General features: G+C 54.7%; 17 protein-coding genes and 1 tRNA gene. 3 read left to right on the forward strand and 15 right to left on the reverse strand.

Going from position 1 to position 23890, the window contains the following annotated elements; all coding sequences use genetic code 11:
* Positions 1-101 precede the first annotated feature (101 nt).
* The 8 genes from KIH39_RS26040 to KIH39_RS26075 all read right to left on the reverse strand — a co-directional run bounded on the left by KIH39_RS26040 (position 102) and on the right by KIH39_RS26075 (position 8707).
* On the reverse strand, positions 102-1292 hold the full coding sequence (locus tag KIH39_RS26040) for an AI-2E family transporter (protein ID WP_213497030.1): 1191 nt from the start codon (positions 1290-1292) through the stop codon (positions 102-104).
* A 24-nt stretch (positions 1293-1316) separates the two neighbouring features.
* Positions 1317-2192, reverse strand: coding sequence for a bifunctional methylenetetrahydrofolate dehydrogenase/methenyltetrahydrofolate cyclohydrolase FolD (gene folD, locus KIH39_RS26045; protein WP_213497032.1), 876 nt, complete (start codon positions 2190-2192; stop codon positions 1317-1319).
* Positions 2193-2238: 46 nt separating this feature from the next.
* Positions 2239-3000 (reverse strand): SIR2 family NAD-dependent protein deacylase, encoded by a 762-nt coding sequence (locus KIH39_RS26050; protein WP_213497034.1) that lies wholly within the window; start codon positions 2998-3000, stop codon positions 2239-2241.
* 9 nt (positions 3001-3009) lie between these two features.
* Entirely contained in the window at positions 3010-4032 is a 1023-nt protein-coding gene (locus tag KIH39_RS26055; RefSeq protein WP_213497036.1) for a WD40 repeat domain-containing protein, read from the reverse strand.
* Entirely contained in the window at positions 4032-5069 is a 1038-nt protein-coding gene (locus tag KIH39_RS26060) for a 3-keto-disaccharide hydrolase (RefSeq protein WP_213497038.1), read from the reverse strand. Before KIH39_RS26060 ends, KIH39_RS26055 begins: the two co-directional genes overlap by 1 nt.
* 213 nt (positions 5070-5282) lie before the next feature.
* Positions 5283-5492: a carbon storage regulator CsrA gene (gene csrA / locus KIH39_RS26065; protein ID WP_213497040.1), complete on the reverse strand. Its 210-nt coding sequence runs from the start codon at positions 5490-5492 to the stop codon at positions 5283-5285.
* 484 nt (positions 5493-5976) lie between these two features.
* Complete coding sequence (locus KIH39_RS26070; RefSeq protein ID WP_213497042.1) at positions 5977-7809, reverse strand: UbiD family decarboxylase; 1833 nt, start codon at positions 7807-7809, stop codon at positions 5977-5979.
* A 103-nt stretch (positions 7810-7912) separates the two neighbouring features.
* Complete coding sequence (locus tag KIH39_RS26075; protein WP_213497044.1) at positions 7913-8707, reverse strand: hypothetical protein; 795 nt, start codon at positions 8705-8707, stop codon at positions 7913-7915.
* A 473-nt stretch (positions 8708-9180) separates the two neighbouring features.
* Here KIH39_RS26075 and KIH39_RS26080 point away from each other — a divergent pair, with 473 nt between their 5' ends.
* Complete coding sequence (locus tag KIH39_RS26080) at positions 9181-10293, forward strand: DHH family phosphoesterase (RefSeq protein ID WP_213497046.1); 1113 nt, start codon at positions 9181-9183, stop codon at positions 10291-10293.
* A gap of 64 nt (positions 10294-10357) precedes the next feature.
* Here KIH39_RS26080 and KIH39_RS26085 read toward each other — a convergent pair whose 3' ends face one another.
* Positions 10358-12205, reverse strand: coding sequence for an RNA polymerase sigma factor (locus KIH39_RS26085; protein WP_213497048.1), 1848 nt, complete (start codon positions 12203-12205; stop codon positions 10358-10360).
* Between the two features lie 396 nt (positions 12206-12601).
* Here KIH39_RS26085 and KIH39_RS26090 point away from each other — a divergent pair, with 396 nt between their 5' ends.
* Positions 12602-13042, forward strand: a complete 441-nt coding sequence (locus KIH39_RS26090; protein ID WP_213497050.1) for a hypothetical protein — start codon at positions 12602-12604, stop codon at positions 13040-13042.
* A 14-nt stretch (positions 13043-13056) separates the two neighbouring features.
* On the opposite strand, the gene KIH39_RS26095 is transcribed toward KIH39_RS26090, so the two are convergent.
* From KIH39_RS26095 to KIH39_RS26115, 5 genes are all read right to left on the reverse strand, one after another.
* Positions 13057-14796, reverse strand: a complete 1740-nt coding sequence (locus KIH39_RS26095) for an SMP-30/gluconolactonase/LRE family protein (RefSeq protein WP_246539436.1) — start codon at positions 14794-14796, stop codon at positions 13057-13059.
* Positions 14797-14902: 106 nt separating this feature from the next.
* Positions 14903-15916, reverse strand: coding sequence for an HD domain-containing protein (locus KIH39_RS26100; protein WP_213497052.1), 1014 nt, complete (start codon positions 15914-15916; stop codon positions 14903-14905).
* 102 nt (positions 15917-16018) lie between these two features.
* Positions 16019-16903, reverse strand: coding sequence for a DUF6585 family protein (locus KIH39_RS26105; RefSeq protein ID WP_213497054.1), 885 nt, complete (start codon positions 16901-16903; stop codon positions 16019-16021).
* A gap of 265 nt (positions 16904-17168) precedes the next feature.
* Positions 17169-17241: transfer RNA gene (locus KIH39_RS26110), tRNA-Ala, on the reverse strand.
* A 63-nt stretch (positions 17242-17304) separates the two neighbouring features.
* The gene (locus KIH39_RS26115; protein WP_213497056.1) at positions 17305-17559 is read right to left on the reverse strand and encodes a hypothetical protein; all 255 of its coding nucleotides are present in this window, start codon (positions 17557-17559) and stop codon (positions 17305-17307) included.
* Positions 17560-18248: 689 nt separating this feature from the next.
* On the opposite strand from KIH39_RS26115, the gene KIH39_RS26120 reads away from it, so the two are divergent.
* Positions 18249-22214 carry a tetratricopeptide repeat protein gene (locus tag KIH39_RS26120; RefSeq protein WP_213497058.1) on the forward strand — a complete coding sequence of 1322 codons (3966 nt, stop codon included), beginning with the start codon at positions 18249-18251 and terminating at the stop codon, positions 22212-22214.
* A 14-nt stretch (positions 22215-22228) separates the two neighbouring features.
* On the opposite strand, the gene KIH39_RS26125 is transcribed toward KIH39_RS26120, so the two are convergent.
* On the reverse strand, positions 22229-23737 hold the full coding sequence (locus KIH39_RS26125; RefSeq protein ID WP_213497059.1) for a phage tail protein: 1509 nt from the start codon (positions 23735-23737) through the stop codon (positions 22229-22231).
* Positions 23738-23890: the final 153 nt, after the last annotated feature.

Genomic DNA, 23890 nt, shown 5'->3' on the forward strand with positions numbered 1-23890 from the left:
CACCCGGGTAACGTCAAATAGTTTTAGAGAAAAATTTGCTTGAAATTTGAAAATATCTGGCAACGTGGCATTCGATTTGCGCCGGAAAGAACGAATTTCGATTAGATTTTCGGGCTAGAAGGGATCGAATCGCTGGTTTCCACTAGCTCCGATCGACTGGAGGTCGCAATTTTGTGAGTTGGGTGCTTGGCGGCATGCTCCACGGCCGATTCGGTGCTCATCAGGTTCCCCCAAGCTTCGTATCCTTCCACATGCATTAAAACGGCTTTAACTGCGGCCATGATGGGCATCGCCAGGAATAATCCCGGGGTCCCCCAGACCAAATCCCAGAAAAGGCAGGTCAAAAGAACGGTGGTAGCGTTCAGCGACATGCTGCGTCCCATCACGACCGGCACTATGACGTACCCCTCGAAGGTCACAACCATTACGTAGAAAACCATAATTCCCAACGCTGCCCAGGGGGACAGAGAGAAAAAGGCATCGAGAATGGGTGGCAGGCCGGCGACGAGTGTCCCCAGGTAAGGAACGTAGCAGAGGACCATGGTAAAGAGACCCCAGGTCCAGGGTTCGTGCAAACCAATCAGCTGGTAGATAGTGCCGAGAAATAATCCGAGCCCGGCATTCACGAGCGTTCGCCAGATCAGGTAGGTACGCACCGCCTCCGCCATTTCCATAAGAGTGGCGGTAACCGCCGCCCGGGTAGTGTTGGAGGGGCCGAATATCTCTTTGATCCGGCGAGCGAGCATTTCTCCTTCGAGCAGGAGAAAGAGCAGAATGAACAGGATCAATAGGCTTTGCACGAGCCAGGAAGTACCAATCTGGGTGAGTTCCAGGATTTTGTTAGTGATGTATTCGCCCGTCAGAAACTTGCGGGCATACTCAAAGACCGAGGATTCATCGGGATCTTTGGGGAAGGCTTTACTGAGTCGGGCATCATCCGGTACGAGCAGCGAAAGTTTCTCACGGACTCGGGAGTAGATCTCTTTCTGCCCCTCTGCGTCGCTGGGGCGCGGGATCTCCTGTAAGACCCGCGGAACCGTGATGGCGAAGGCAGAGAAGATCGCCCCGTTCAGAAGAATCAAAACGCTGATGGCGGCAAAGGCGGAGAAGGTCCAGGTAAATTTCAGGCGATGATGCAGCCAGCTGGCGAAGGGCCAGAGCATCGCGGCCAGCAGAATGGCGATGACCAGCGGTATGAAGATCGATCGACCCAGGTAAAGGGCGGTTGCCGTTCCCAGCATGGCCCCAATACCCAGACCGGCGCGTGTTGCGATCGTCAGTTTGAGATTCATAACATCTCGTCGGATGAGGCCGGGCTAAGTTTGGTGTATTGTGGCCGCTTTCAAAGTATTTTGCAATAACATTGCAATGGTCATTGGGCCAACCCCCCCGGGTACCGGCGACAAAGCCGCTGCGACCTCGCCAACTTCTGGATCGACATCCCCGCAAAGTTTGCCGTTCACCGAATTGATTCCCACATCTATGACGACGGCCCCCGGCTGAACCATCTGGGCCGTGACAAAATTCGGTACTCCGATGGCCGCAATCAATATTTCCGCCTGTTGGCAGATTTCCTTGAGATGCTTGGTGCCGCGATGGGCGACGGTGACCGTGGCATCCCCGGCATGAGGATTCGCATCGGAGGGTTTTTGCATCATCATCAGCGCCAGGGGTTTGCCGACGATATTGCTGCGGCCGAGGATGACGACCCGTTTGCCGGCCGTTTCGATATCCGAGCGTTTCAGCATCTGCAGGACACCGAACGGGGTGCAGGGCATGAATCGCGGATGGCCAGTCATCAGGAGCCCGACATTTTCCGGATGAAATGAGTCGACATCCTTCAAGGGTGTGACGGCGCGGAGGATGGTCTCTTCGTCGATGTGTTTGGGTAAGGGCAGTTGAACCAGGATGCCGTTGACCTTCGGATCCTGGTTGAGCGTGTGAACCAGTTTGAGCAGTTCTTCCTGAGTGGTGTCAGCGGGCAGATGATGCAGCCAGCTGTTCAGCCCGGCTTCTTCGCAGGCCTTTCGCTTGTTGCGCACGTAAACCTGACTGGCAGGATTTTCGCCGACTAGCACGGCCGCTAATCCCGGGGGATGTTTGCCGTCGGCCACCCGCCGGGCGACTTCCAGAGCGATTTCCGCTTTGATCACCTTCGCCAGTCTGATTCCTTCGATCTTGCGTGCAGGCATGCTGCCCTCCGTTCCGCTTGGGGTCGGCGATTCCTTCCGAACTCGATCAGGAAGGATTCATCGAGAGTTGTTCTATAAGCTTCGGGAGCGTGACGCCGGAGGGGCCATAGACGCCGAGATCGACTGAGTTGGAGACAGCGGTTTCTTCCAAATTAAATTCGATGATCGTCGCCCCTTCATCGCCGGCGGGCCCGCGATTGCGAGCGATCTGAGCCAGCCCGGCCGCCGGGTAGACGACCGCCGAGGTGCCAATGAGTAAAAAGACGTCGCAGGCCTGCGCGGCCAGATACGCTCGTTGCCAGACCTCCTTCGGCAACTCTTCGCGGAACCAGACAATATCGGGCCGGAGTAGTCGGTCGCATTTCTGACATTTGGGAAGTTCGCCCAGCGGTTCCAGATCGTGAATGCGAAGGTCCTTGCAACCGGTGCAGCGGGTTCGGTAGAGGCTCCCGTGCAGCTCGGCGACAGTGTTCGACCCGGCCTGCTGATGGAGGCCATCGACGTTTTGGGTTACCAGGGTGAATCGTTCCGCAAATCGTTTTTCGAGTTCCACGAGGGCGTAATGGCCCGGGTTGGGGCGGACTTGCTTTAATTTGTTTCGTCGTTCGTTATAGAACTCCCAGACGAGATGCGGGTTTCGGCGAAACCCCTCGGGGGTGGCCACATCCTCGATGTGGTGGCCTTCCCAGAGTCCATCGGAAGCCCTGAACGTGGGGACGCCGCTCTCGGCGGAGACCCCGGCCCCCGTCAAAACTGTGACATAGCGGGCTTGGCGGATGTGCTCGGCAGCTTCAAAGATCGCATCCATCGGGATCTCTCAAGTCAGAAGTAGGGATATGCTTCCATCCTCGCAGCCGACGAGGATTTTTTCATCACTTTTCCCCCAGGAGAGCGCAGTGATCTTGGAAGAGAGTTCGAGCGTCGCCAGAGTTCGGGAGGCCGCCCGGGGTTCCCAGAGGGCGAGTTTTCCGCCGTTGCAGCCGGAGACGAGTCGGGGGCCGCGATTCTGGAAAGCCAGAACGGAGATGGGAAGTTCGTGATACTCGAGGCTGATCGGTTCGCTTCCGGCAGGGCCTTTGCCGGTACAGTCCCAGATGGTGACGATCTGACCACCGCCCGTGGCCAGCAGGGAACTCTTAGCCTCCCAGGAGAGTTCGCGGATCTTGATCGGATAGCCGGTCATTTCGAGATCCCGGCCATCCTTGGTGTACCAGAAATGGACCGACGCATCCTGTGCTCCACCGGCAATCATCTTGCTGTCTGGCGACCAGGCGATTACGAGGAGGCTTCCCTTCCAGGGATAGGTCAGCGCGGGCTCGGGGCTATCTTCATTCCAAAGTGTCACGCCGCCATACGTCGCGGAGGCGAAGCCCTTGCCCTTTGGAGCCCAGACGACATCGGCGATAGTAGTTTTGGAATCCTGGAACGACTGAAGCAGTTGGCCTTGTGAATTCCAGAGTTTGATTTTCTTCCCGGCCGTGGTAAGCAGCAAATCGCTTTTGGGATGGAAGAGGACTTTTTCGCCCCAACTGGCCCCGAGCGCCAGTTCGTGCAGGCAGGCACCAGTATCGGCATTCCAGATGCGGGCTTGGCCGTCTTGACCGCAGCTGGCCAAAAGCGATCCCTCCGCGTGCCAGCTTAGGGAACTCGCCCCGAATTCATGGCCGGACAGTTTGCGGAGAACCGAGCCGTCGGCAGGATTAAGAAGGAAGATCGCTCCGCCAATCCCGGCGGCCGCGATCAGATGCTGTCGAGGTGACCAGAGGGCCGCGACGACGTAATCTTCAATGCTGGTTTTCCAGCGGCTCTCCAATCGGCCGGGTTTCGTCGCGCTCGCCACTATTTCTGCTCCACGATCCAGATATTGCGATAAACCACCGGGTCGCCGTGATCCTGTAACTGGATCGGGCCCGGTTTGGGGCTTTCATCCTGGCCGCCCCCAGTTGATTTGGGAATTTCCTGATTTTCCTGGATGAGGGTCCCGTTCTGGGAAACGGTCACATGCGCATTTTTGGTTTTCTTCCCGGCGGAGTCGTATTCGGCCGCTTTGAATTCGATATCGTACGTCTGCCATTGCAGCGGCGGCAGGCACATATTCACTTTCGGGGCGGCGATGGTGTAGATACCACCGCATTCATTGTTTTCGCCTTTGAGGGCAAAACTGTCGAGAACCTGAATTTCATAACGATCCTGCATGTAGACGCCGCTATTGCCCCGGCCCTGACCACTGGAACGCGGCATGTAGGGCAGTCGGAATTCGACGTGCATCTTGTAATTCGTGAAGGCTTTCTTCGTCTTCACATTTCCCGCCACTTGCAGGAATTTACCATCGGGTAACTCGGCGATTTTGCCGCCGTTCCAGTTGGCTTTCAAATCTTCCGGTTTATCGAATAAGACGAGAGCTCCTTCGGGAGGTTTGGCTCCGAGAGTGGGGGACTTCCGCTCGACCTTCTTCAATGTCAGGCTGATTTCTCCTTTTTTCAGCACTGCCTGGCCACCCGAAACGGTCCCGACCTGATTTTTTTCCCCCTTCAGATCGAAGTCTAATTCCACCTTGTCGCCGTTGGTTAGTCCAGTAATCGCCAGACTATCCTTGCCGTTCCATCCGTCGCCCGGCAGACCATCGCGAAGAATTCGGCCCTGGAACTTGCCATCGCCTTTACTGATGAGCTGCAGGCCGACTTTCTCGGTCTTGCCGTTTTCAGTAACTTCGCCGACGTATTCTCCCTGATTTTCAAAGTCGGGTCCGGCCTCCTTGGGTTGCAGATACGCGCGGACTTTGTCCGTTTTCTGCTTTTCCTGGGCTGTGGAGTTGGAGCTGTAAGCCATGATGGAAGCCGAAGCCAGCAGGGCCAGGCCGAAGAAGAGTCGACGCATGGAATTTACCTCTTGGAATGGAGAGTTCGGGTGGGAATCATCAGAAAGGTATGTTCCAAAGATTGAATCCGAAGTCAACAATCAAAAATGGTTCCCAAGCGGTTTATCTCGGGCCGCGGAAGACAAAAATGGGAGGGAATCAGCTCGATTAACGGGTGTTTGGCGAGGAGTTGAATTAAGGTGCAGCCGGCTTAACGGAAGGGAAAAGTCGGTCTAATTGGGGGTATCGGCCGAATGAATCACTTTGATATTGGGAGCTTCGGAAGCTCGAATAGCGTCCATAACTTCCTGGCGATGCACCGGGACATCCTTGGGGGCAACGATACCGAGTCTCACCTTATCGCCGCGAATTTCGATCACGGTGACGGTGATTTCGTTGTTGATGACGATGCTTTCGTTCTTCTTCCTGGACAGGACGAGCATGGTCCCGTCTCCTTTGGTTCGCCGAGCAAGACCGCCGGTCCACAACTTTCGAAAGCAAACCAAAATTTCGAAAGCGGTTTTAGCTGATTCCACAGCTTTTCCACAGCGGCTTATATTCAGTGCGGACTATTCATCCGTAATGTGTCGATGAAAGAGGAGTTCTCTTTTAGCTACAGCATTATAGTTCATATCTGAAACTTTACCAAATCTTTCAGCTGTAATAACAAACCCAATTAATAGTATTCGGAACTGCAAAAAATGAGAAAAACCTCGAATTTTCAACTTTTCCTCCACTAAGTGGACGAATGAACAGCGAATTTAGTTCACTTCCCCAATAAATTTTCAACAATTAATTTCGCGTCACTTTAATGAATCGCCGCGGTTCACCCGCCCAATTCAAAAGAGCAGGCCAACTATTGTTCTGTTCGTTTTTTAATAATGTACATTTGAACCGTCGAAATCAAATGTCGGTTGTGAGGGGAAATCAGATCAAGTTGTGTAAGGGTTGTCCCGAGGTTGCCAGGGAGTTGACTTTTCGCGTGACCGCCGGGTCCTCAATCAGAGGGGGAGCGTGGTGCGGCTTGATCCGCGCGTCGATGATCAACGGCCCGCTACAGCCCCAATGTTTCTGTTCGAGAAACTCGCCGATTCCATGGAGGTCCGCGGCCGGGTTGGTTCGGGTGAAAGTGACCCAGAGCCAGTTGTTCAAACATTGGCTGGAGAAATCGCTATCGTCCACAATTGTCAGGATTGGGCAGGTTTCCGAACCCGGAAAATTGGAGAACTCCGGGAACGGCTTACCCGGTTCGAAGCGCGGGCCGCGCACAGCCACGATGCCCGACAGCACCAGGCGCGGATCGGTAAAATCGGCGGGAAGTCTCAAACCTGCTGGAACTTGCGTGCAGAGTTGGCGTCGCACCGGCCCGGCCGCGGCCATCACCACTTTGGAACCTTCGTTCAAGCCGCTTCCGGAATAATCGAGAGTATCAATAGTTGTTCGAGTCTGGAAATGAAGGTCGTTTTTCCAGTCGATCCGCTGCAAAAGATGCGCAAGAAAAGCCGGGATATCGTGGATGTCCAAATTTTCATCATCTTCGCGGGCCACGATGAGTAAGAATTTGGCCAGCGAGAGTTGCCCTAGCCCAAGTACAGCATTGGCCGTGGTGAGCAACTCCTGAGGTTTACGCTTGCGAGCATAGGGCACATATCGTTCGCTGCCGATGGCTAACAGCAGAGGATGAACTCCAGCCGCATCCACGGCATGTACGGCTTTTATTCCCGGGATTACTGTGGGGATGATAGGTCCTGTCAGTTCGTGGATGAATTCCCCAAAGGAAGTATCCTCTTGAGGGGGTCGGCCCACGACAGTAAAGGGCCAAATGGCATCGCGACGGTGATAGACCGTTTCGACATCCAGGCAGGGAAAATCGTGTCGCAGGCTGTAATAGCCCAGGTGGTCCCCAAAAGGGCCTTCCGGCTTGGTTTTGGAAGTATCGATAACGCCCAGAATCGCAAAATCGACGTCGGCCGGGACGGTGTACACTAAGCCAGGATATTTCCGCGAGGGGATTTTTACCAGCCGTATAGCCCGCCCTCCCAAAGCCCCCGCGAAGGTCAATTCCGGTAATCCTTCGGGCAACGGCATGACAGCTGAGACCGTCAGACTGGGAGGGCCCCCTACCAGAACCGCCACGGGAAGCCGCTTCCCAGCCTGGATGGCATGAGCATGATGCACCCCGATGCCCCGGTGAATCTGATAGTGGATGCCAATTTCCTGGTCGGGAAGATATTCGTTCCCGGAGAGCTGAACCCGGTACATTCCCAGGTTCGATTTCTGCCAGCCGGGCTTGTGCGGATCTTCCGTGAGAACCAGGGGCAAAGTGACAAACGCTCCGCCGTCGTTGGGCCAGCAGACCAATTGCGGGAGCTCGGAGACTCGGCACTGGTTAGCGAGTATGGCCCCGTTTGATCGGGTTCGGGGCAACATCTTTAAAGCGGTGAAGGGAGCCCGGCGGAAACGCCAAAGGTTCCGCATCACCTGACTGGGATCGGCCTTGATTTCGATCAGTTGGCGGACGGAATCGAGAGTGTCGCGAAAGAGAAAACGAGTTCGTTCCAGAGTTCCGAACAAGTTGGCGAGCATCGGAAACCGACAGCCCTTGACCCGCGTGAAGAGTACGGCGGGGCCCGACCGGGCGTACAATCGACGCTGAATTTCCGCAATTTCCAGATAGGGATCGACTTCGCAATCAATCCGTACCAGTTGCTTATGCCGTTCCAAGTCGCGGACGCATTCGATTAAATTTCGGTAGGCCATAGCTAAATGAACCGAACCTGGAACTTGGAAATAACTCTCACATTACGAATCGACGTCGGCGATAGGAGGGGAGACACCCTCCTATCATCCGATCGCCGGGGCATTATTCCAGATTCAGACTGAGTAACACCTTTTCGAACCGGCCCCAAGGGATCGGCTTGATCGGCAAGCTCGCCGTACGGTCATCGAGTGCCAGATCCAGCAGGTACATCGTCTCCTCGTAGGTCACCCGCTTGCCTTCCGCCCGCATCAAGGAGATCCGCTCCTGCTCGGCATCGAATCTCAGGGCCATTTGCATCAGAGTCAAAATTCGGGCCCCTTCGTTACTGTGCTCTACCTTCACCATACGGACGTCTTTCCAGTCCCGGAACATCAGAAGGTGTTTCTTCCGGATCAGGATGATGGAAATCGGCTGGTGCCGCGAGAGTTCCTTGGGCTCGCAGCAGGGAGCCATGACGTAAAGGTCATGCTCGAAAGGAGCGTTGGCGGTTCGATCGCACACAAAACCGGTGAGGGTTTCCAAAAGGTAGGAACCTTCGATTCCTTCCATGGAGATGATCGTATTTGTCGGCGTTACCGACTTGGCCCGATGCAGCAGGATATCGGCCAAGTGCCCGTTGGGGATGACTCGCCGCATCTCGGCCTGACCCAGAGCCCGGATTCGGACGACATCGGGTACCTCCCGAATCGAGCCATCGTTGGGGTTGATGACTTCGCGGGTTTCCACCTGATGCAGATGAATGACCACCGTATCGCGAGCGTCGCCGTGTATGACGCTCAGGCGTTCTTTGCGTCTTCGCCAGCGGCCGACGAGAAATGTCAGGCCACCCCCAAGAATCATCCCCGTAATTGTCCCAATACCACGACCGCCAAATTCATGGAGAATATTGGCAACCATGCGTGCAATCCTTGATGCATTGAGCATCTCAAAAGTTTGGGCGTACAAGTAATTCGTCCTGCAAAGACTGTTATTTTTTGTAGCCGGGTGAAAAACCGGGTGCAGGCTCGGAAAAGAAATCGAGAAATTTAAGTTAGACTGTTGTGAGAGTGTCGTTAAGTGAAGTTCATGAGATAGTCTGAGTGAATGCCGAGTAATCACCTACAAAATACACGCCAAATTCATTTTTCTTTAATTTAGAGACCGGAAATTCCGGAAAAAGCTGAAATATTCGTCCATCTATTCCTTTGAGAGTTGTTTCCGGTATCCATCCGCACGGGTGCTTTTGTAAAAACTTCACTGGGAATTGGGTTGCTGGGTCTTGGCTGCGGCCTTCCAAAAGGGTAAAAATGGTAATTCCTCTGGTGGGTCTGGATTTGGCCAGCTGATGTGTATGGACACATACCTGCGACAGAGGTTGAGGTTACCCTCCTATGGCGCGACGCAGCGCCGACGCCGCTTTGCTTAACGGCAAAGTCCATTTAAACGGGAAATCGACTCCCGGTGTTCGTCGGTCGGATCGCTTTCTGACCTCTTTGGCGAAAGCCAAGCAGGTGACTTTTATATCTCACGTGCATCCGGACCCGGATAGTCTCGGCAGCATGCTGGGATTGGCGCATCTGGTAGAACGAAAACTTCAACTTCCCACACGCATCACTCGCGATGGAATTGTGAGCCGGGCCGAGAATAAGGCCATGGTCGAACTGCTCAATCTGGAACTGCTGCCGGTAGAAAAAATTCACTGGAAAGCCGGCGACGCCGTCGTGATGGTGGATAGCCAGCCGAACACCGGCCGTCACAGCATCGGTAAAGACGCCCCCTTGAAAGCCGTGATCGATCACCACGAAACGGGTGGCGATCTCAAGGGAATTCCTTTTCACGATATTCGTCCCCATATTGGGGCCACCTGCACCTTAGTGACAAAATATCTGCTGGAACAGGAAATCGATGTTCCGGATCGCGTGGCCACGGCTCTGCTGTACGGCATCGAAACGGAAGTCTGCGGCTTTCCGCGCGAAGCCACCCCTTGCGACGATGGGGCTTTGCAATTTTTGTATCCCCTGGCCGAGAAGAATCTGCTGGCGCAGATTCGCAATGCTCGTTTGCCGCACAGCCACTTCGAATGTTTGCTGCAAGCGCTGCAAAGCTCCTTCATTTACGACCGGCTGATTATCAGCTGGGTCAACGATCTCCCACAGCCGGAACAGGCCGCCGAAGTCGTCGACTTCATGGTCCGTTTCGAGAAGGTCGACTGGGCCGTCTGCGGCGGTGTCTGGGAAAATAAGCTGATTCTTTCCGTTCGGACGTCCTTGCATGGAGCCCAGGCGGGCGAGATGCTGCAGCGTGTGGTCGGTCGAATGGGGAAAGCGGGCGGGCACGATCGCCGGGCCGGGGGCTGCATTCGTTTGCGGAACGATTCCGAGAACGCACTCGATGAAGTGCAGGCCCGACTGCGAAAACGCTTTCTGAAAGAACTCGATATCGATGAGCAACGGGGTCAGCGATTAGTGCCGCTCCGGGCCATGCTGGAAAATCTGCAAGCTTAAGTCTCGGTACTTTCCTGTCCCGAGACCAATTCCAATTAAACCAAATGAAGTTTTCAGCCCGTTGCTATCGCGCTTTAGGAGTCATCACCGGTTGTTCACCCTCCAGGATTGGTTCCTCGGAGAGCATGCGCCGCAAATGGTTGATGCCGTTGGTGGTTCTTTGTGAGATCGTGCCGCGCGGACAGCCGAGGATCTGGGCCGCTTCTTTTTGCGATCTTCCTTCCAGATATCTCAACGAGATCGCTTCACGTAACGGCGGAGAGAGTTTCTGAAGTGCGGCATACAATTCTTCACTGAGAAACAGCGATTTCAAATCGGAAGCCAGTGTTTCTTCTTTCGCGGCCGCGCGTTCTCGCATCTTCCGGCGCTTGCGGGATCTTAACAAACTGATGGCGGAGTTGCGGGCCACTTTTTGTAGCCACCACTGCAAATTGGAGGGGAAGCGAACTTGCAGTTGTGTCAGCGCCAAAAACGCAAACTGACAAACATCTTCCGCATCGGCCCAATTGCCGAGAATTCGCAGGCAAGAATTCAGTACCGGGCCGTGATACTGGGACGTTAGAGCATTAAAGGCCTCGCGGGAGCCGCTCTGTCGGAACGCCTCGAACAGGGCCCCGTCGCTAGGTCGAGCCGGACCTGAAATCATAAATTGAGTGACCGTACGGCCCGCGACTTGAGAAGAAATATTCTCGTGAAGTGTTAGAGTCACAATCTCCGGGGAGCTTCCTTCGAGTTGCGGGCCCGCCAAAACCGGGATGGAGTTGGTAGCGGGGGCCATGCTGGCTACCCGTTCCGTTACCAGCATGGCATTAGCGTCGTAGGCCGCCAGAGTATATTGCAATTGAAGGTTGGAACTGGTCGTCTGGGAGACGTTGATCGTGAAGAGGCTGGTACTCGATTCGAGAACTTGCTGACTGCCGGAAATTCCACTCGCAATAACTATCTTCGGGGAACTGAGCGAAATGGAATCGCTGGTAGCCCCATGTGGCGAGACGGCCATGGTCGTTGGCATCGTCGCCGAGTTGACCGGGGCCATCATCGTCGTAATCCAATCCGGGTTGGATTGATCGACGTTCGTTGTCGGCGGGGTCGCCGGGAGGTTGATGGTCTGCACCCCGCCATCGCTGATCTTCAGATCGATCGGGGTGAAGCTATTGGAGTTAGTGCCGGGATCGGTGCCCGCCGTCGTGGTGGAGAGATCCGACGAGTTTGAGAAAGGAGAATCGTTCGGTAAGGAGCTCGAAGAAGCGGGACTGCTGGGGCCGGCAGCGGGGGGAGTGACCAACGCTGCATGCGTAATGGCGAAGAATTGGTTGGCAGTGCCGAGATTCGATAACCCTGCGGCCACACGAGTCGAGCCGGGCAGAAAATTCAGCAGATCAGCGGTACTGGCGGTCGAAGGGGAGGCGTAGCCCGGATTCGCGCTGGCTACCGCTTGAACATTTTCGGGAAGCGAGGTTGTAGCCGCGGCAGGTGCAGGTGTCACAGGCGCCGTAGGCACAAACAAATCGACCAGCGAATCGCCCAGACCCGATCCGTTTAAGAGATTACCACGATCAAAAGAGGTAAGCGGATCGTTAGCTGGCGGCGCTGCGAAGTTCGAAAGCGGCCCAGCGGCTGTTATTTCGACGGAGGAAAAAACCGAAAAGGTAACTTCGGTAGAGCTGGCCGACGAAGTCGGTAACTGGCTTCGCGTCGGCGGGGCGGTGGCTGGCACGGAGGCATCGTACTGGGAAATCAATGCCGGTTGTTGAGGAAGGAAAGTGAAGCTGCCATCGAGCGCCGCGAGAGCGGAGGGGCCGTTGCGGGCTTCGAGGTTCAGGACGGTCAGTTTGGCGCCCCGACGGTTCGACGTCATCGGTAGCTTGGGTTCCGGACGAAGTCGCGGCAGCCACTTACTACTCAGAATCATGGAACGTTCCATAGGGACATAGAACCAGTTCGATCGGTTTTTTACAATAGCGACTGGTAGTTGCTGACAATCCGTGTCGAGCACCATAGAGCCTCTCGTTTAGATCTATGCGGGCCTCCAATTAGATATAAACGATGCCCAACGGCGATTTGCTCACTCAAAAAAAATAATTTTTGAGGAAAGCGGATAAAGAGGCCATTTCACGAGAAAATCTCGAGAAAAAACCGCATCAAACTTTTCCCATCGGGAGTTCTTATCACGGCCAGCTACGAGAAACTATCGGATACGCTTCAGCGAAAGATTTCGGGAGAAATTCCCCTGGGAACCGGTGAAAAATTCTTTCCGGAAGAGTTCACCATCGCTCATTATGGGCGGCCGCTCTTGTTGGGAGCGGCCGTGGCTACCGTGGGGACGGGACTGGTGCTAATCGGTTCCTACGGCTGCGTGCAAGGTCCGTTAGGTGACTGGCCCAAATACGCCTGCAGCTATCTCCCTCTTTTTACGGGAGTTGGGTTCCTCGGGGTGGGATATGGGATTCTCTGTCGAGTGCCTCCCCGAACGACCGTTCTGAAAACCCAACAGGCCGGGCAGAAAACGCCGTACGGAATCTATCTGCTGGATAACGAACTCATCTCCGTTACCTGGAAGGACACGCTCATCATTTCGCGAGAAGATTTGCAGCCCCTCGATGGCGGTAGTCTAAGTTACCGTGCGAGAGGACGGCTGCGATCCCGGCGACTGCCTCGCACGCTTTGCGGGCAGACTTTGGAAGAGTTGAAAGAGGAAATTGTTCGCTGGCAAAAGAAAACAGCTTCACCGAAAGGCGAAGCTGATTAGGTTTTCCGCATTCATTACAGGCCGGGACGGGGTGGCTTGATGGGATCCTGAAAAGCATTGCACCCTTTGATTTTCACCTTTCGACTATAAATTTTATCTCCGCAACACGCGTAGATTGTGTCGAAGTTTTTCCCTCCGAAGGTCAGATTTGCCAGCTTGCCGTTGGGCGTCGGAACAATCATGTGCACTCGGCCAACGGGATCGCAAATCTGAATGCCGTAGCGGGTGGCTACGTAGAGATTCCCTTCGGTATCCACTCGCATACCATCGGCACCGCTCTCGTCTTCGCTATCGCGCACGTGCAGGTGGAAAAACTTCTGTTTGTACTTCAGAGAACCATCGGGCTGGATCTGATAACTGTACACCCAGTGGGTGGCACTATCGGAGACGTAGAGCAAAGTCTGATCGGGCGAGGTGCAGATGCCATTGGAGAAGCGCAGGCCCTTGTCGACCACTTTCTTCTCACCCATCGGGCTGATGTAAATAATCTCGCTCTGCCGGCGATTAGCCCAATCGGGGAAGGTGACGTACTTGCTGCCATTCTGCAAAACCACGATATCGTTACCCTTGAAGCCGCTGGCGATATCGGCTCCCACGCCTTTGGGATCATAAGCAATGATTTTGTCCACACCGGAGGCCACGGCGTAGAGTCTGCCATCCGGGCCAAAAATCTGCCCGTCGCTGCGGCTATTGGCCTCCAGGAATACGGAAACCTTGCCTTCGAGATCGACCTTATAAGTCTTCGAGCGAGGTACGTCATTGAAGAAGACCTCGCCATTGGCATTCACGGCCGGCCCTTCAGTGGCCTGGTAGCCTTCGCCGACCAGTTTCCAGCCTTCCTTGGGGAAGAAGGTCTTTTTGAAATCGGCAGAACCTTCGGGCGTTTTCACGGGCTCGGGCCAGTTCTTCCAGAGCCATTTGAAAGCATCCGGGAAGAGTTCCGTCGAATGTCGGCCATCATGCCGGCCTTCCCCCCAGTTGTGATCGACTTCGTAGCCCATGAACTGGAAGGAGCGTTCCATCGCCTGATTGGCGATCCACCAGTCGCCGCCGTAGATGTTGTTGTCGTTGCTGCCGTCTTCCAGGAAGATGCGGATCGGTTTGGGTTCCATTTTGCGGATCAGTGTCGGGTAGTTATGGCCCCCCCGCAGACCGACGTAGGTGCCGATGCCGCTGAAGACTCGTGTGAACGCGTCCGGGCGTTCCCAGGCGGCCGTGAACGCGGCGATGGCTCCACTGGAAGTTCCCGCAATACTGCGATCGTTGCCGCTCTTGGAAAGGCGAATGGCCCGACCATCCTGGGTTTGCAATTTCTCGACTGCCGGAAGGATTTCTTCCAGGAGGAATCGGGCATAGGCATCGCCTAGCCCATCATACTCGTAACTGCGATTGAAGCGATCCAGGGCCTTGCTCGAATCGGCCGCTTTTACCACACCGGGCGGGATGAAGACGCCGATCATCACCGGGATTTCCCTGGCGGCGATCAACTTGTCGAAAACCTGGGGAGCATTGAATTGAATGCCGTCCTGATTGACGTGAACGCAGGCCGGGGTCTTTCCGTCGTATTGCCTGGGGACATAGACGGAAACGGTGCGGGTGGTGCCCGGAAAGATTTTGCTGTCCTTGAACTCGAAGCGAAGCATCTCTCCTTCAAGTTTCGGCGGTTCGTTTTTCTTTTCCTGGGCCAGTAGAGAGAGACCTAGTCCCATGACAAAAGTTAACGCGGCAAAAAATCGAATCGAAATTCGGCGCATGGAGAGGAATCCTGGGGGAAAAAAACGGTGGGTCTAGCCTTTATAGCTATTCCCCGGTTCCATCGTCTTTCGATTTTTGCCCAGCCGGAAGGAGTCGTCGCCTCTTCTACACTTCCCGGCTCTTCCAGAGTTGTCGTCCCAGAATGGGATCCCGCTCAGTGAAGTCGCGGGAACTTGGATCATTGCGCAGACAGCGCTGAAACATTTCCATTTTCGCATCCAGATCGTCCGCATGATGAACGATCAAGACCTCCGGAACCGCGGGCAATCGCGGCGAGCCCCATTCCGGCAGGGCCAGATGAGCCAGCACGACATGTTCGAGAAGCTTGAGTAAGTGCGGATGGAGTTCGGGAAAGAGGGCGCCGGCCTGACGAACCAGATCCCGCCCGAGAATGGAATGTCCCGCCAGTCGTCCCTCAATGGTGGTTTCCGTCCAGTCGAAAAATTCGGGACTGGGCCGAAGTTCCACGGCCCGGCCGATCTCATGCAAGATTGCTCCGGCCAGCACAATGTCGGTATTCAACGGCGGTTGTGAGTCGGCGTAGATCGTTCGATACCGCTCGGCCAGAATCAGACTGTGCTCGGCGACGCGCAGAGTATGTTCCAGCCAACCGCCGGCAAAGGGGTAGTAGTGCTTCGGGGAGGCGGGCAGGCGCAGCAAGGCCTCGCGATGGGTTTCAAGCAGATAAAGAACGAGATTTTTCAGGGAAGTATCGAGTAGCCGTTCCGACGCGAGGGAGCACAGCGCAGAAAAAGCTTCTTCGGGCGGTTTCCGATAACGCTCGATGTACTCGATTTCGGTGAAACCTTCCCGCCGGTCCTTTTCGTTAACGGGACGAAGGCCCAGCAGTTCGATCTGAGAACCAAATTCTTTGTGATCGATGTATTTGGCCCGCAACCGGTAGAATCGACCGATCTGCCAGGTTTTTTCGCAATCGTCGAAGTGAAAAGAATCGCTCCAGATCAGAGTTCCGGCGGTGCGCTTGGCGTCCTTGAATCGGCAGAGGAAGTAGGGCTTGCGGTCGCGCGATTCGCTCTTTTGACGCTCCGTGAGAAGAGCGAAAAATTCGCCGACTTGATTGGGCTGCATTTCGAAAAGGCGGACCAGGGGCGATGCCAAATTTCACCTCGGAGCTAGAGGCGGGACTTTAGGGGAATTATGAAACTCATTGAATGCGAGTTCATCAGGTGAGGCAAGTCGTAGAGATCCTTACATTTCCGCTTATTCTTCCTCCACACTGTCGCTGACATTGGGAAGGCGAGCTTTTTCGATCAGCCAGAAAAGAATATGCGGATTGGGGATTGAGGCAATCGGGAACATTTTCCAGGGGCGTTTTCGACCGACCCGGAAGATGGAATATGTTCCAGAGGTGATCAGGGTCGACTGGCATTCGTACCAGGCGAGGGAGTCTTTCTTGTGGCTGAGGCCGCCCGGGCCGACGACCAGTTCGCCGAATTCGAGTCTCTCACCCAATTGATACTGCTGCCAAAGGGCCGGCCATTTGCGGGAGAAGACTTCGGCTTGAATTCGCTCGCCCAGCGAGGCCGAATTCTCCAGCGAACTTGGGATTGTGAGCTCTTCGCCGTCTTCGCGAAGGATGGTCATCTGCATGGTTTGAAACTGGCCGGCCGCTTTCAGAAGTGGCACGGCGACTTTCCATTCCTGCACCTGGGGATGCTCCGCATCGTACCAGGGGGCGGCCGCCGTGGAACCGTGATAGTTCTTGAAACTGATCGATTGCAGTTCGTCCCAGGGAAAACTGACAATGGTTCCGCGTTTCCAGCAGAGCAGGCCCATGGGGAAGCGCAGGACCCAGAGGCCACGGTGTCGGAGGATCTGGCCGATCATGGCGATGCTGAAAATCAGCGGGCCGAACAGCAGTAGAAAGATGAACTTATCCGCGAATCGGATATTAAAGACGAACCAATAGAGGTAGTTCAGCACGCCTGAGAGGAGAATGCCGCCGATCGCGTAGACCAGTCGTTCGCGAAAAATGCGCTGAGTAAAGCGGTGGACGGAAAGCGGGGGTCCCAGTTTGGCTACCGGAGCGTTGAATTCTTCCGGCCAGTCAGGCGGGATAGTGTCGATGATTTCTTCTTCAGCCATGTCCTAATTCTATTCGAAAAAAGCGCTTTTATCTTATCCGAATCAGGGCGAATTCCTGTAGGGAATTTCGAGTGGATCTTACCCGGGGAGCTTTGCCTATTGCTCGCTGCCTAAAAAGCAGTCCGTCGGAACGGCGTTCACTGGCTTGAAGAAGATTCAGTGAGAGTTTGGTTGTGGCTTACTTGGAGCGTTTTGATAAAGAATTCAGAATGTCAAAGCGACAAAAAGTGTTTCAAAATGACCAAACTGGCAGATTTTCAACGAGTGGAGATGACAGGAGTCGAACCTGCGACCTCTTGAATGCCATTCAAGCGCTCTCCCAACTGAGCTACACCCCCGATTGTTCTTCTAGGTTATTGTCCCCCGTGCATGAAGTCAACGGGGGGAAGAAAAAAGCTGCATCAGGACTGGGAAACCGTCTGCGGGGCGAAAGTTGCACCGATCATGCGACGAAGCATTTGAGCGAGGTTCATACCCCGTTGCTGGGCGACGTTTTCCATCAACTGAATCTGCCAGCGCGGCAGGAGCAGGGAGATTTCGACAATCTCTGTCTCGGTTGAAGTTTGCTCTGGCTTCGTGATGGGTTGGCTTAACCCGATTGTGGCAACCATGACTCCGTACACTCCGTTCTTCCAGTGATATACTGGGAGAGACATTTCATCTTTCAATTTGTTCGCGTCAAAAGTGAATACACATTCCGTGCCGATTCAGGAAATTTGCGAGACGAGCAATGCGATCCTCAATGAATTGTGAAGATTACCGAACGGCCAAAAAAAGCGCTCAGCATAGGAATTACGCACAGAATGTATTAGTTTCTTGCATTTCGAAAAAATTAGGGAAAAGGGATCGCCTCGCGATTTTATTATTATAAGACCGTTTGATTTTGTGGTAGAGTGGCGAGTTTTTTACAATAGTTGCAAATATTATTTGGTCTCACTTCAAAAAAAGTGTGAAAATAGGAAAATTTCCTGCTAAGACGTACTAGGTTTGCATTTGAATCTGTAAGTCACCGTCGCATCCGAGAAGACTCCCGGACCTCGAGTTCGCCTCTTCAAGGATTCTTCCAGAAGAACTGGCTTACTCCGTTCAAACCGTGTGCTATGGAATACTTAGGGTTGAGATAAGCTCGCGCTAGTCCGTCCTTTAAGCTTGCTTGTGATGGGGACCGCCGATCATGGCCAAATCGAAAACCGACATCAGCTCGAAACAGGATTTGGAAAAAAAACCGAGTTCTACTGAAATAATACCAACACCTTCGAACTCCGACTCCTCGGAAGAGTTTGTCGAGTTTGGGGCCGTAGCCTCCATTAGGGAGGGCGCCTCTGGTGTGGTACCGATTTCGGAAATGATAGTTACAGAGGAAGCGCCGTCGGTTGTCTCCTGGGCCGATGTCATCCGTCAGCAGCAGGGCGGCGTTCACGAATCCCCGGCCCCTGTAGGGGAAGGGATTCAATTCGACTCCTTCTCCGATCTGGATCTCAAAAAGAAATTCGATTCGATCATGCCGGCGGGCAGTTCGCCGGGAGTTACGGAAGTCGACGGGATGTTCTTCTTCGATGCGAAGGGGAGTGGTCTCGACGCTCACCCAAAGATTCCAGAGGGCGAGTCTTCCCGCGTCGATATGCACACCAGTGCCAATGGGGAGCAGCCTTCGGGTTCCCGAGTGCGACTCGATAGCAATCCGAGCCAGACCAGCATTGTGGAAAACTCGGGGGACATCACTTTCAGCATCAAAGCCCCTCCTTCGGATGCGGCCGGGGCGATCCCCGTACCTTCCGATGCCGAGATGGCTCTGCACCGGCATTCCAGTAACGAATTGCCGACCTTCGACGATCTCAATCTGCTGACCCAGTCCAAACCGGGCGAAAGCGGAATTCTCTTCAGTCTGACCGATGGCTTTCCGCCGTCGGACGAAATGCCTTCGACGCAAAAACACGATATTCTCTTTGGCGATCAGGATGGCGAATCGGGAATTCTGCTCACGAATAATAAGAACGAGAATGCGGACGTCGGTGTGCTGCCCCCGGATACCGAATCTCCTTCCGGGGCCGTGCGGTCCTCGATTCTGGATATCCTCCTTAGCAATCCCAACGCCTTGGATGAATCGGCTTCCTCCTCGAACGTCTTCGGGGCGAACGGCGTACAGATTCCGGATCAGGAAGATTTTGGCTCCATTCAGAATCTGACGGAAACTGCCAAGATCCGATCCACTCCCGAGTTCTTCCTTCCGGAAGCAGCCGCGATGGCTCATAACGGGCCGAGTAAATCCTCCGCGGAAATTTCGCCGACCAGTACTCCGAAAACGTTCAAGAATGAATCCAGCGGCGAATTGCGCGGCCTCGAAGCCGTCGGCGATTTTGAAGGCGATGGCGCGGTAGATATTTATGCCGATCAGCCCCTGGAGAGCGAACTGACGGCCTCGGGTACGTTCAAGGTCTCCGATGCCGATCTGGAACTCGCTCGTCTTCGACAGAAGATCATCGAATCTTCCGCAGTCGATTTGAGCTCCAACCCCTCGTTTAATTCCTTCAAAATCGATGCAAAGAAAAAGGTCCCGACGCCTCCGCCCGATTCCGGCACGGTGGCACCTTTCCCCGAAAAGAGCCATGCCTACGCGGAGCCGGTTGCCCACTTCCACGTCGGGTCCGATCCCGATGGGCATTTGAGCTCGGAAATGGACGTGGATAACTCCATGATCCGCCGACTGGAAGAGATGGCTTCCCACGAGGAGTTCATTCTCGGTGCGCCGAACATTTCGGAACAGGAACTCAAAGAACTCAATCAGGCCAACGCGGATAAGTTATCTGCAACCGACGGGCTGAAGACGCCGAATCAGCACTCCACCAGCACGAATCTGGGATCGGCGGTACTTTCCCAGCATCCCAGTAATCCCAGCAATGGCCCGGTTTCCCTGCAGCCCGAACGGGCGAAGAGCCCCTACCGTGGTAAGGATGCCGCCGATTTCGAACAGACCGGTTTAAACAAACGCGGAAGATCAGGCAAGCTTTTCGCGGGTGTTCTCGGAGCAGTCCTGGGCGCGGGGGGAGTTTTCGGTGCCGGTTACTTCGGCGGCTTCCTGCCGAGTTCCGACAGTAACGCCCGGAATTCCGCCGATCTTGCGAAACTGGCTGCGACCAACGAGGATCTGGAAAATAATCGTAAAGAGCTCTTGAACCAGACGAAGAACTTGAAAGAAGTTCTGACCCGGTTGAATGTGAACGAAACCTCGGAAGCGTTAGCCTCCATCGATTCGTTGATCCGGGCTCGCGATACCGCCGTCAAAGCCAAAGACGAAGTCAGCGGCGAGCGGGATGCTTTGAAAACGAAGATCCAAGAGTCGGAAGGCCGGCTGGCCGAGGTCATGAAGCAGGTCGATCTCCGTAAGACCGAACTGGATAAAGCCAATGCTACTCTGCTCGAATTGAAGACCGCGGCTGATAAATCGAGTGCCGAATTGAAATCGGCTCGCGAGGAAGCGGCTACGCTGAAAGCCGAAGTCGCGAAAATGCCGGCCGCCAGCAAAGCATTGAACGACAAGCTGGATATTGCTCAGGCCAAAGTGAAAGAGCTCGAGACTTCCAAGTCGACTTTCGATCAGAAATTGAGCGAGCTGAGCAAGGAACGCGATACCCTGGCGGCCTCGCAGAAACAATCGAGCCAACTGATCAAGAAAATCGAACAGCAGTTGGTTAAGCTCGATGCCGTGAAGCCGGGCAGCGATGCGACGGCACTGCTTTCGGGAATCGAAAAGATCGGCCGAAACGGATCCAACGTCTCCGAAGGGATGAAGGCCGCCGATAAGAAGATCGACGAACTGAGCAAGCAACTTTCGATCGAACAGAATAAGTTGGTGGCTCTGGAAAAGAAAGCGGTTGAGGCCGAGAAACGCGTTCTCGACTCGGAAAAGAAAGCTCAGGAAACCCAGAAGAAGCTGGATGAAGCTCTCCTGGCCAGCTCCTCCAACGGCAACTCGCTGGACGTCTGGTTCGCCGTGCTGAAAGACCCCTCGAACAAGGCGGAAGCGGCCTCGGCCCTGGCCGAAGTCACCAAGGTTCTTGCCGATCCCAAGGCCTCCGATGAGCTGAAAGCCAAAGCCACGGCGGTCCGGGCTCTGGCTTTGCGAAACAAAGGGGAGACTGCCGCGGCCCGAGCGGCCTTCGCGGAAGCTCAGAAACTTCCCGGTTTCAAGGCCGATCAGACTTGGGTGAACGATGTGGCCTCTCACCTGGCTACGATAAGCGATCCGGTCGCCGCCCTGAAAGCGATCAAGCTAAATCAGGATTCCGCGACGCTGGTTCAGAAGTTCGACGAAGCCATTAAGAATTTTGCAGCCGAGCAGACTCCGCAAGTGGGTGTTCTCTTCGCCCGACGCGGTCTGGCTAAGCTGGATCTGAACGATACCAACGCCGCCGAGCAGGACGCCAACACTGCCATTAAATATGGGGCGAAAGCGGAAGGCCATTTCGCACTGGCACGCGTGATGGAACGGCTGGGCAAGTGGACCGAGGCCGAAAAGAATTACAATGCGGTGCTGGCCGTGCCGAAAGTGGACGCCGGTTTGCAGCAGAAAGCGATGCTGGGCCTGGGGCGGGTGCTGAATCACCTTTCCTCGGTTCCCTCCGCGGATGCCAACGAAAAAAAGTTGGAAATCCGGTCGTCGGGTCAACCGACTAGCCGGAATTTTCAATCGCCGGAAGTTTTGATGATGCTGATGTTGAACCTGATGGAAATGCCCGGCTTCGAAGAACCGGAACCGGTAAGTGCCTCCACCGACCGCTTGCGGGAATCGATCCGTCTGGCCGATAAGCTTATCGGCGAAGGCGAATATCTCGGGCACATCGTCAAAGCCGATGCCCTGGCTCGATTGAAAAAATACCCGGAAGCCTTAAAGGAATATTCGGTTGGCATCGATCGTCTGAAAGTTCTCCCCAAAGAATACGACGGCGTTCTGGATCGTATTCTGGTGGGATTGCCGGCTCTTCAAAAAGTTGAAGTATCGACGGCATTGGGCGGTAATGTGCGAAGCGGTGAGAATCTCTTTGGAGATGGGGTTTCTCACTTTTTTGCCAGTCGCTACGGTCAGGCTGAAGAGAGCCTGCTGAAAGCTTCCAAGGAAATCGACGACGCCCGGATCTACTACTATCTGGGGTTCTCGCGCTGGATGCAGGGTAAGACGGACTTGGCCGTCGAGGCCTTTCGTAAAGGTGGCTTGCTCGAAAAAAAAGGGAATCCGAACTCTCGAATGGTGAATAACAGTCTCGAGCGGATTCAAGGCGAACTGCGACAGACCCTAGGTCAGTACCGCCCGTAATCTGAGATCCGCAATTACGGATCGATATCGTTGAGCTTTTTCGGAGAGGGCGTGCCCACCCGGGTGCCTCCTCCACTTCCACCGGAATAACCCTTCACTTTTTCCACGCTCGGTTTTTGCAGGTCGACCAGCACCGGCTGCTCTTTTTTGTAGACGCCGATATTCCCCGATCTATCTCGGGCCGTCACGCGAAGAAAGACTTTCCAAATTTTGGGAGGAACGTTCCAGCTATAGTTGCCGCTGCCGGATTGTTGCTCAACTATGGGTGACCATTCCTGGCCGATACCCGTTTCGGAATATTCCACTTTGAGACTTTCGGGTTGAAGCCCCGAGAGAGAATCCTCCGCCAACCACGAAAGATCCATGATCGCCTGGCCATCGCCAGCCGGTCGGATCTTCGGCGGATTTAAAGTGACCTTGGGAGGAGTCATGTCGACCATCACTTCGACATTTGGTTGCGATAGTCGATTCGGCTCGTCGTCGCTCCACTTCTCTACGTTGTTCTGGATGCGAATGAAGAAACCGTAGATGCCTTCGGTTTCCGCGGAAAAGAGACAAGTCAGAGTTCCTTCGGTTTTCCCTTCAGAGCTCTGGCCACTGACATCCGCAAAGCTGGCGTTTTTGACCAATATCCAGCTCGTTTGTGCGGGCTTGCGAACGTAGAGTTCCGCTTTCTTGTAACCCGAGGCACCGACTTTGAAGTCGTGTTCGAGGGTGATTTCCTTGTTGTTGACGTAGATCAAATTCGAGGAGCGGGCACTGGTGCTGCTGCCAATATTGGTTTCGCGCAGGCCCCCGGTATCGAAAGGTCTTAAGGGCGGCAGGTCGGTCACTTTATTCGTATCGGGTAACCGATCTATCCCGCGGGTATCGGACATGCCGCGATCGAAATTGCCGCCCGCGCTCGGCGGTGTCGTCACCGGATCGGAGACCGCTTCGTTACCGGCCAAATCGCGAGCCCGGACCCGAACTTCCATGGCGTTGCCGCGCCCCGCCAGATTCCAGGACTGCTGATCCTTGGGCCGAAACTCTTTGTCTTTATCGATCGAGCGCCATTCTCGCGTACCGGGCCAGCGATATTCCAGGCGGATCGATTTCGGATCGATATTCTCATCAGTCGCTTCCCATTCGACTCCGGCAATCTTATCGGCACCGGCATAAGGCCGGAGAGTGATCTGCGGGGCAATCGTATCAATTACAGTTCGACGACTGGGTCGTAGATCTTCGGTTCGCTCCGGCTTACTGCGGCCATTCACGTAGACGGTTCGCACACCGAAATCGTAAGTGCCGTCTCGATCGGTAGTGAAGTGGAAGCGTTTCTGATTGGGATGAGCCCGGCCTACTAATACCCAGTTGCCGCCGTTGAGTGAAGCGTAAAGCTGCACTTCCTGAATCTGTTCCCGATCGTCGGCAAAGAAAGGAATGTTCACTTCACGTTTGTTGAAGTAGCGGGAATTGTCCTGAGCGAACGCGGTACTCGCGAACACTAATAGCAGGAGCGCGAGCGGCAAACGAACTGACACGGCACGCCTCCTGGTGAAATAGTACCCATCCTGGGAACAGTCCTTGGCAATTATCGGCAGCTTCAATCGAGTAGGATGAGGGAATTTGGGAAGCGTTTGCCAACCTGGGAAATCTGGGCAATTTGGCATTGTCAAGCTGCGGAAAGCTTCGGG

The sequence above is a fragment of the Telmatocola sphagniphila genome, assembly GCF_018398935.1.
In the GTDB taxonomy this organism is placed as follows: domain Bacteria; phylum Planctomycetota; class Planctomycetia; order Gemmatales; family Gemmataceae; genus Telmatocola; species Telmatocola sphagniphila.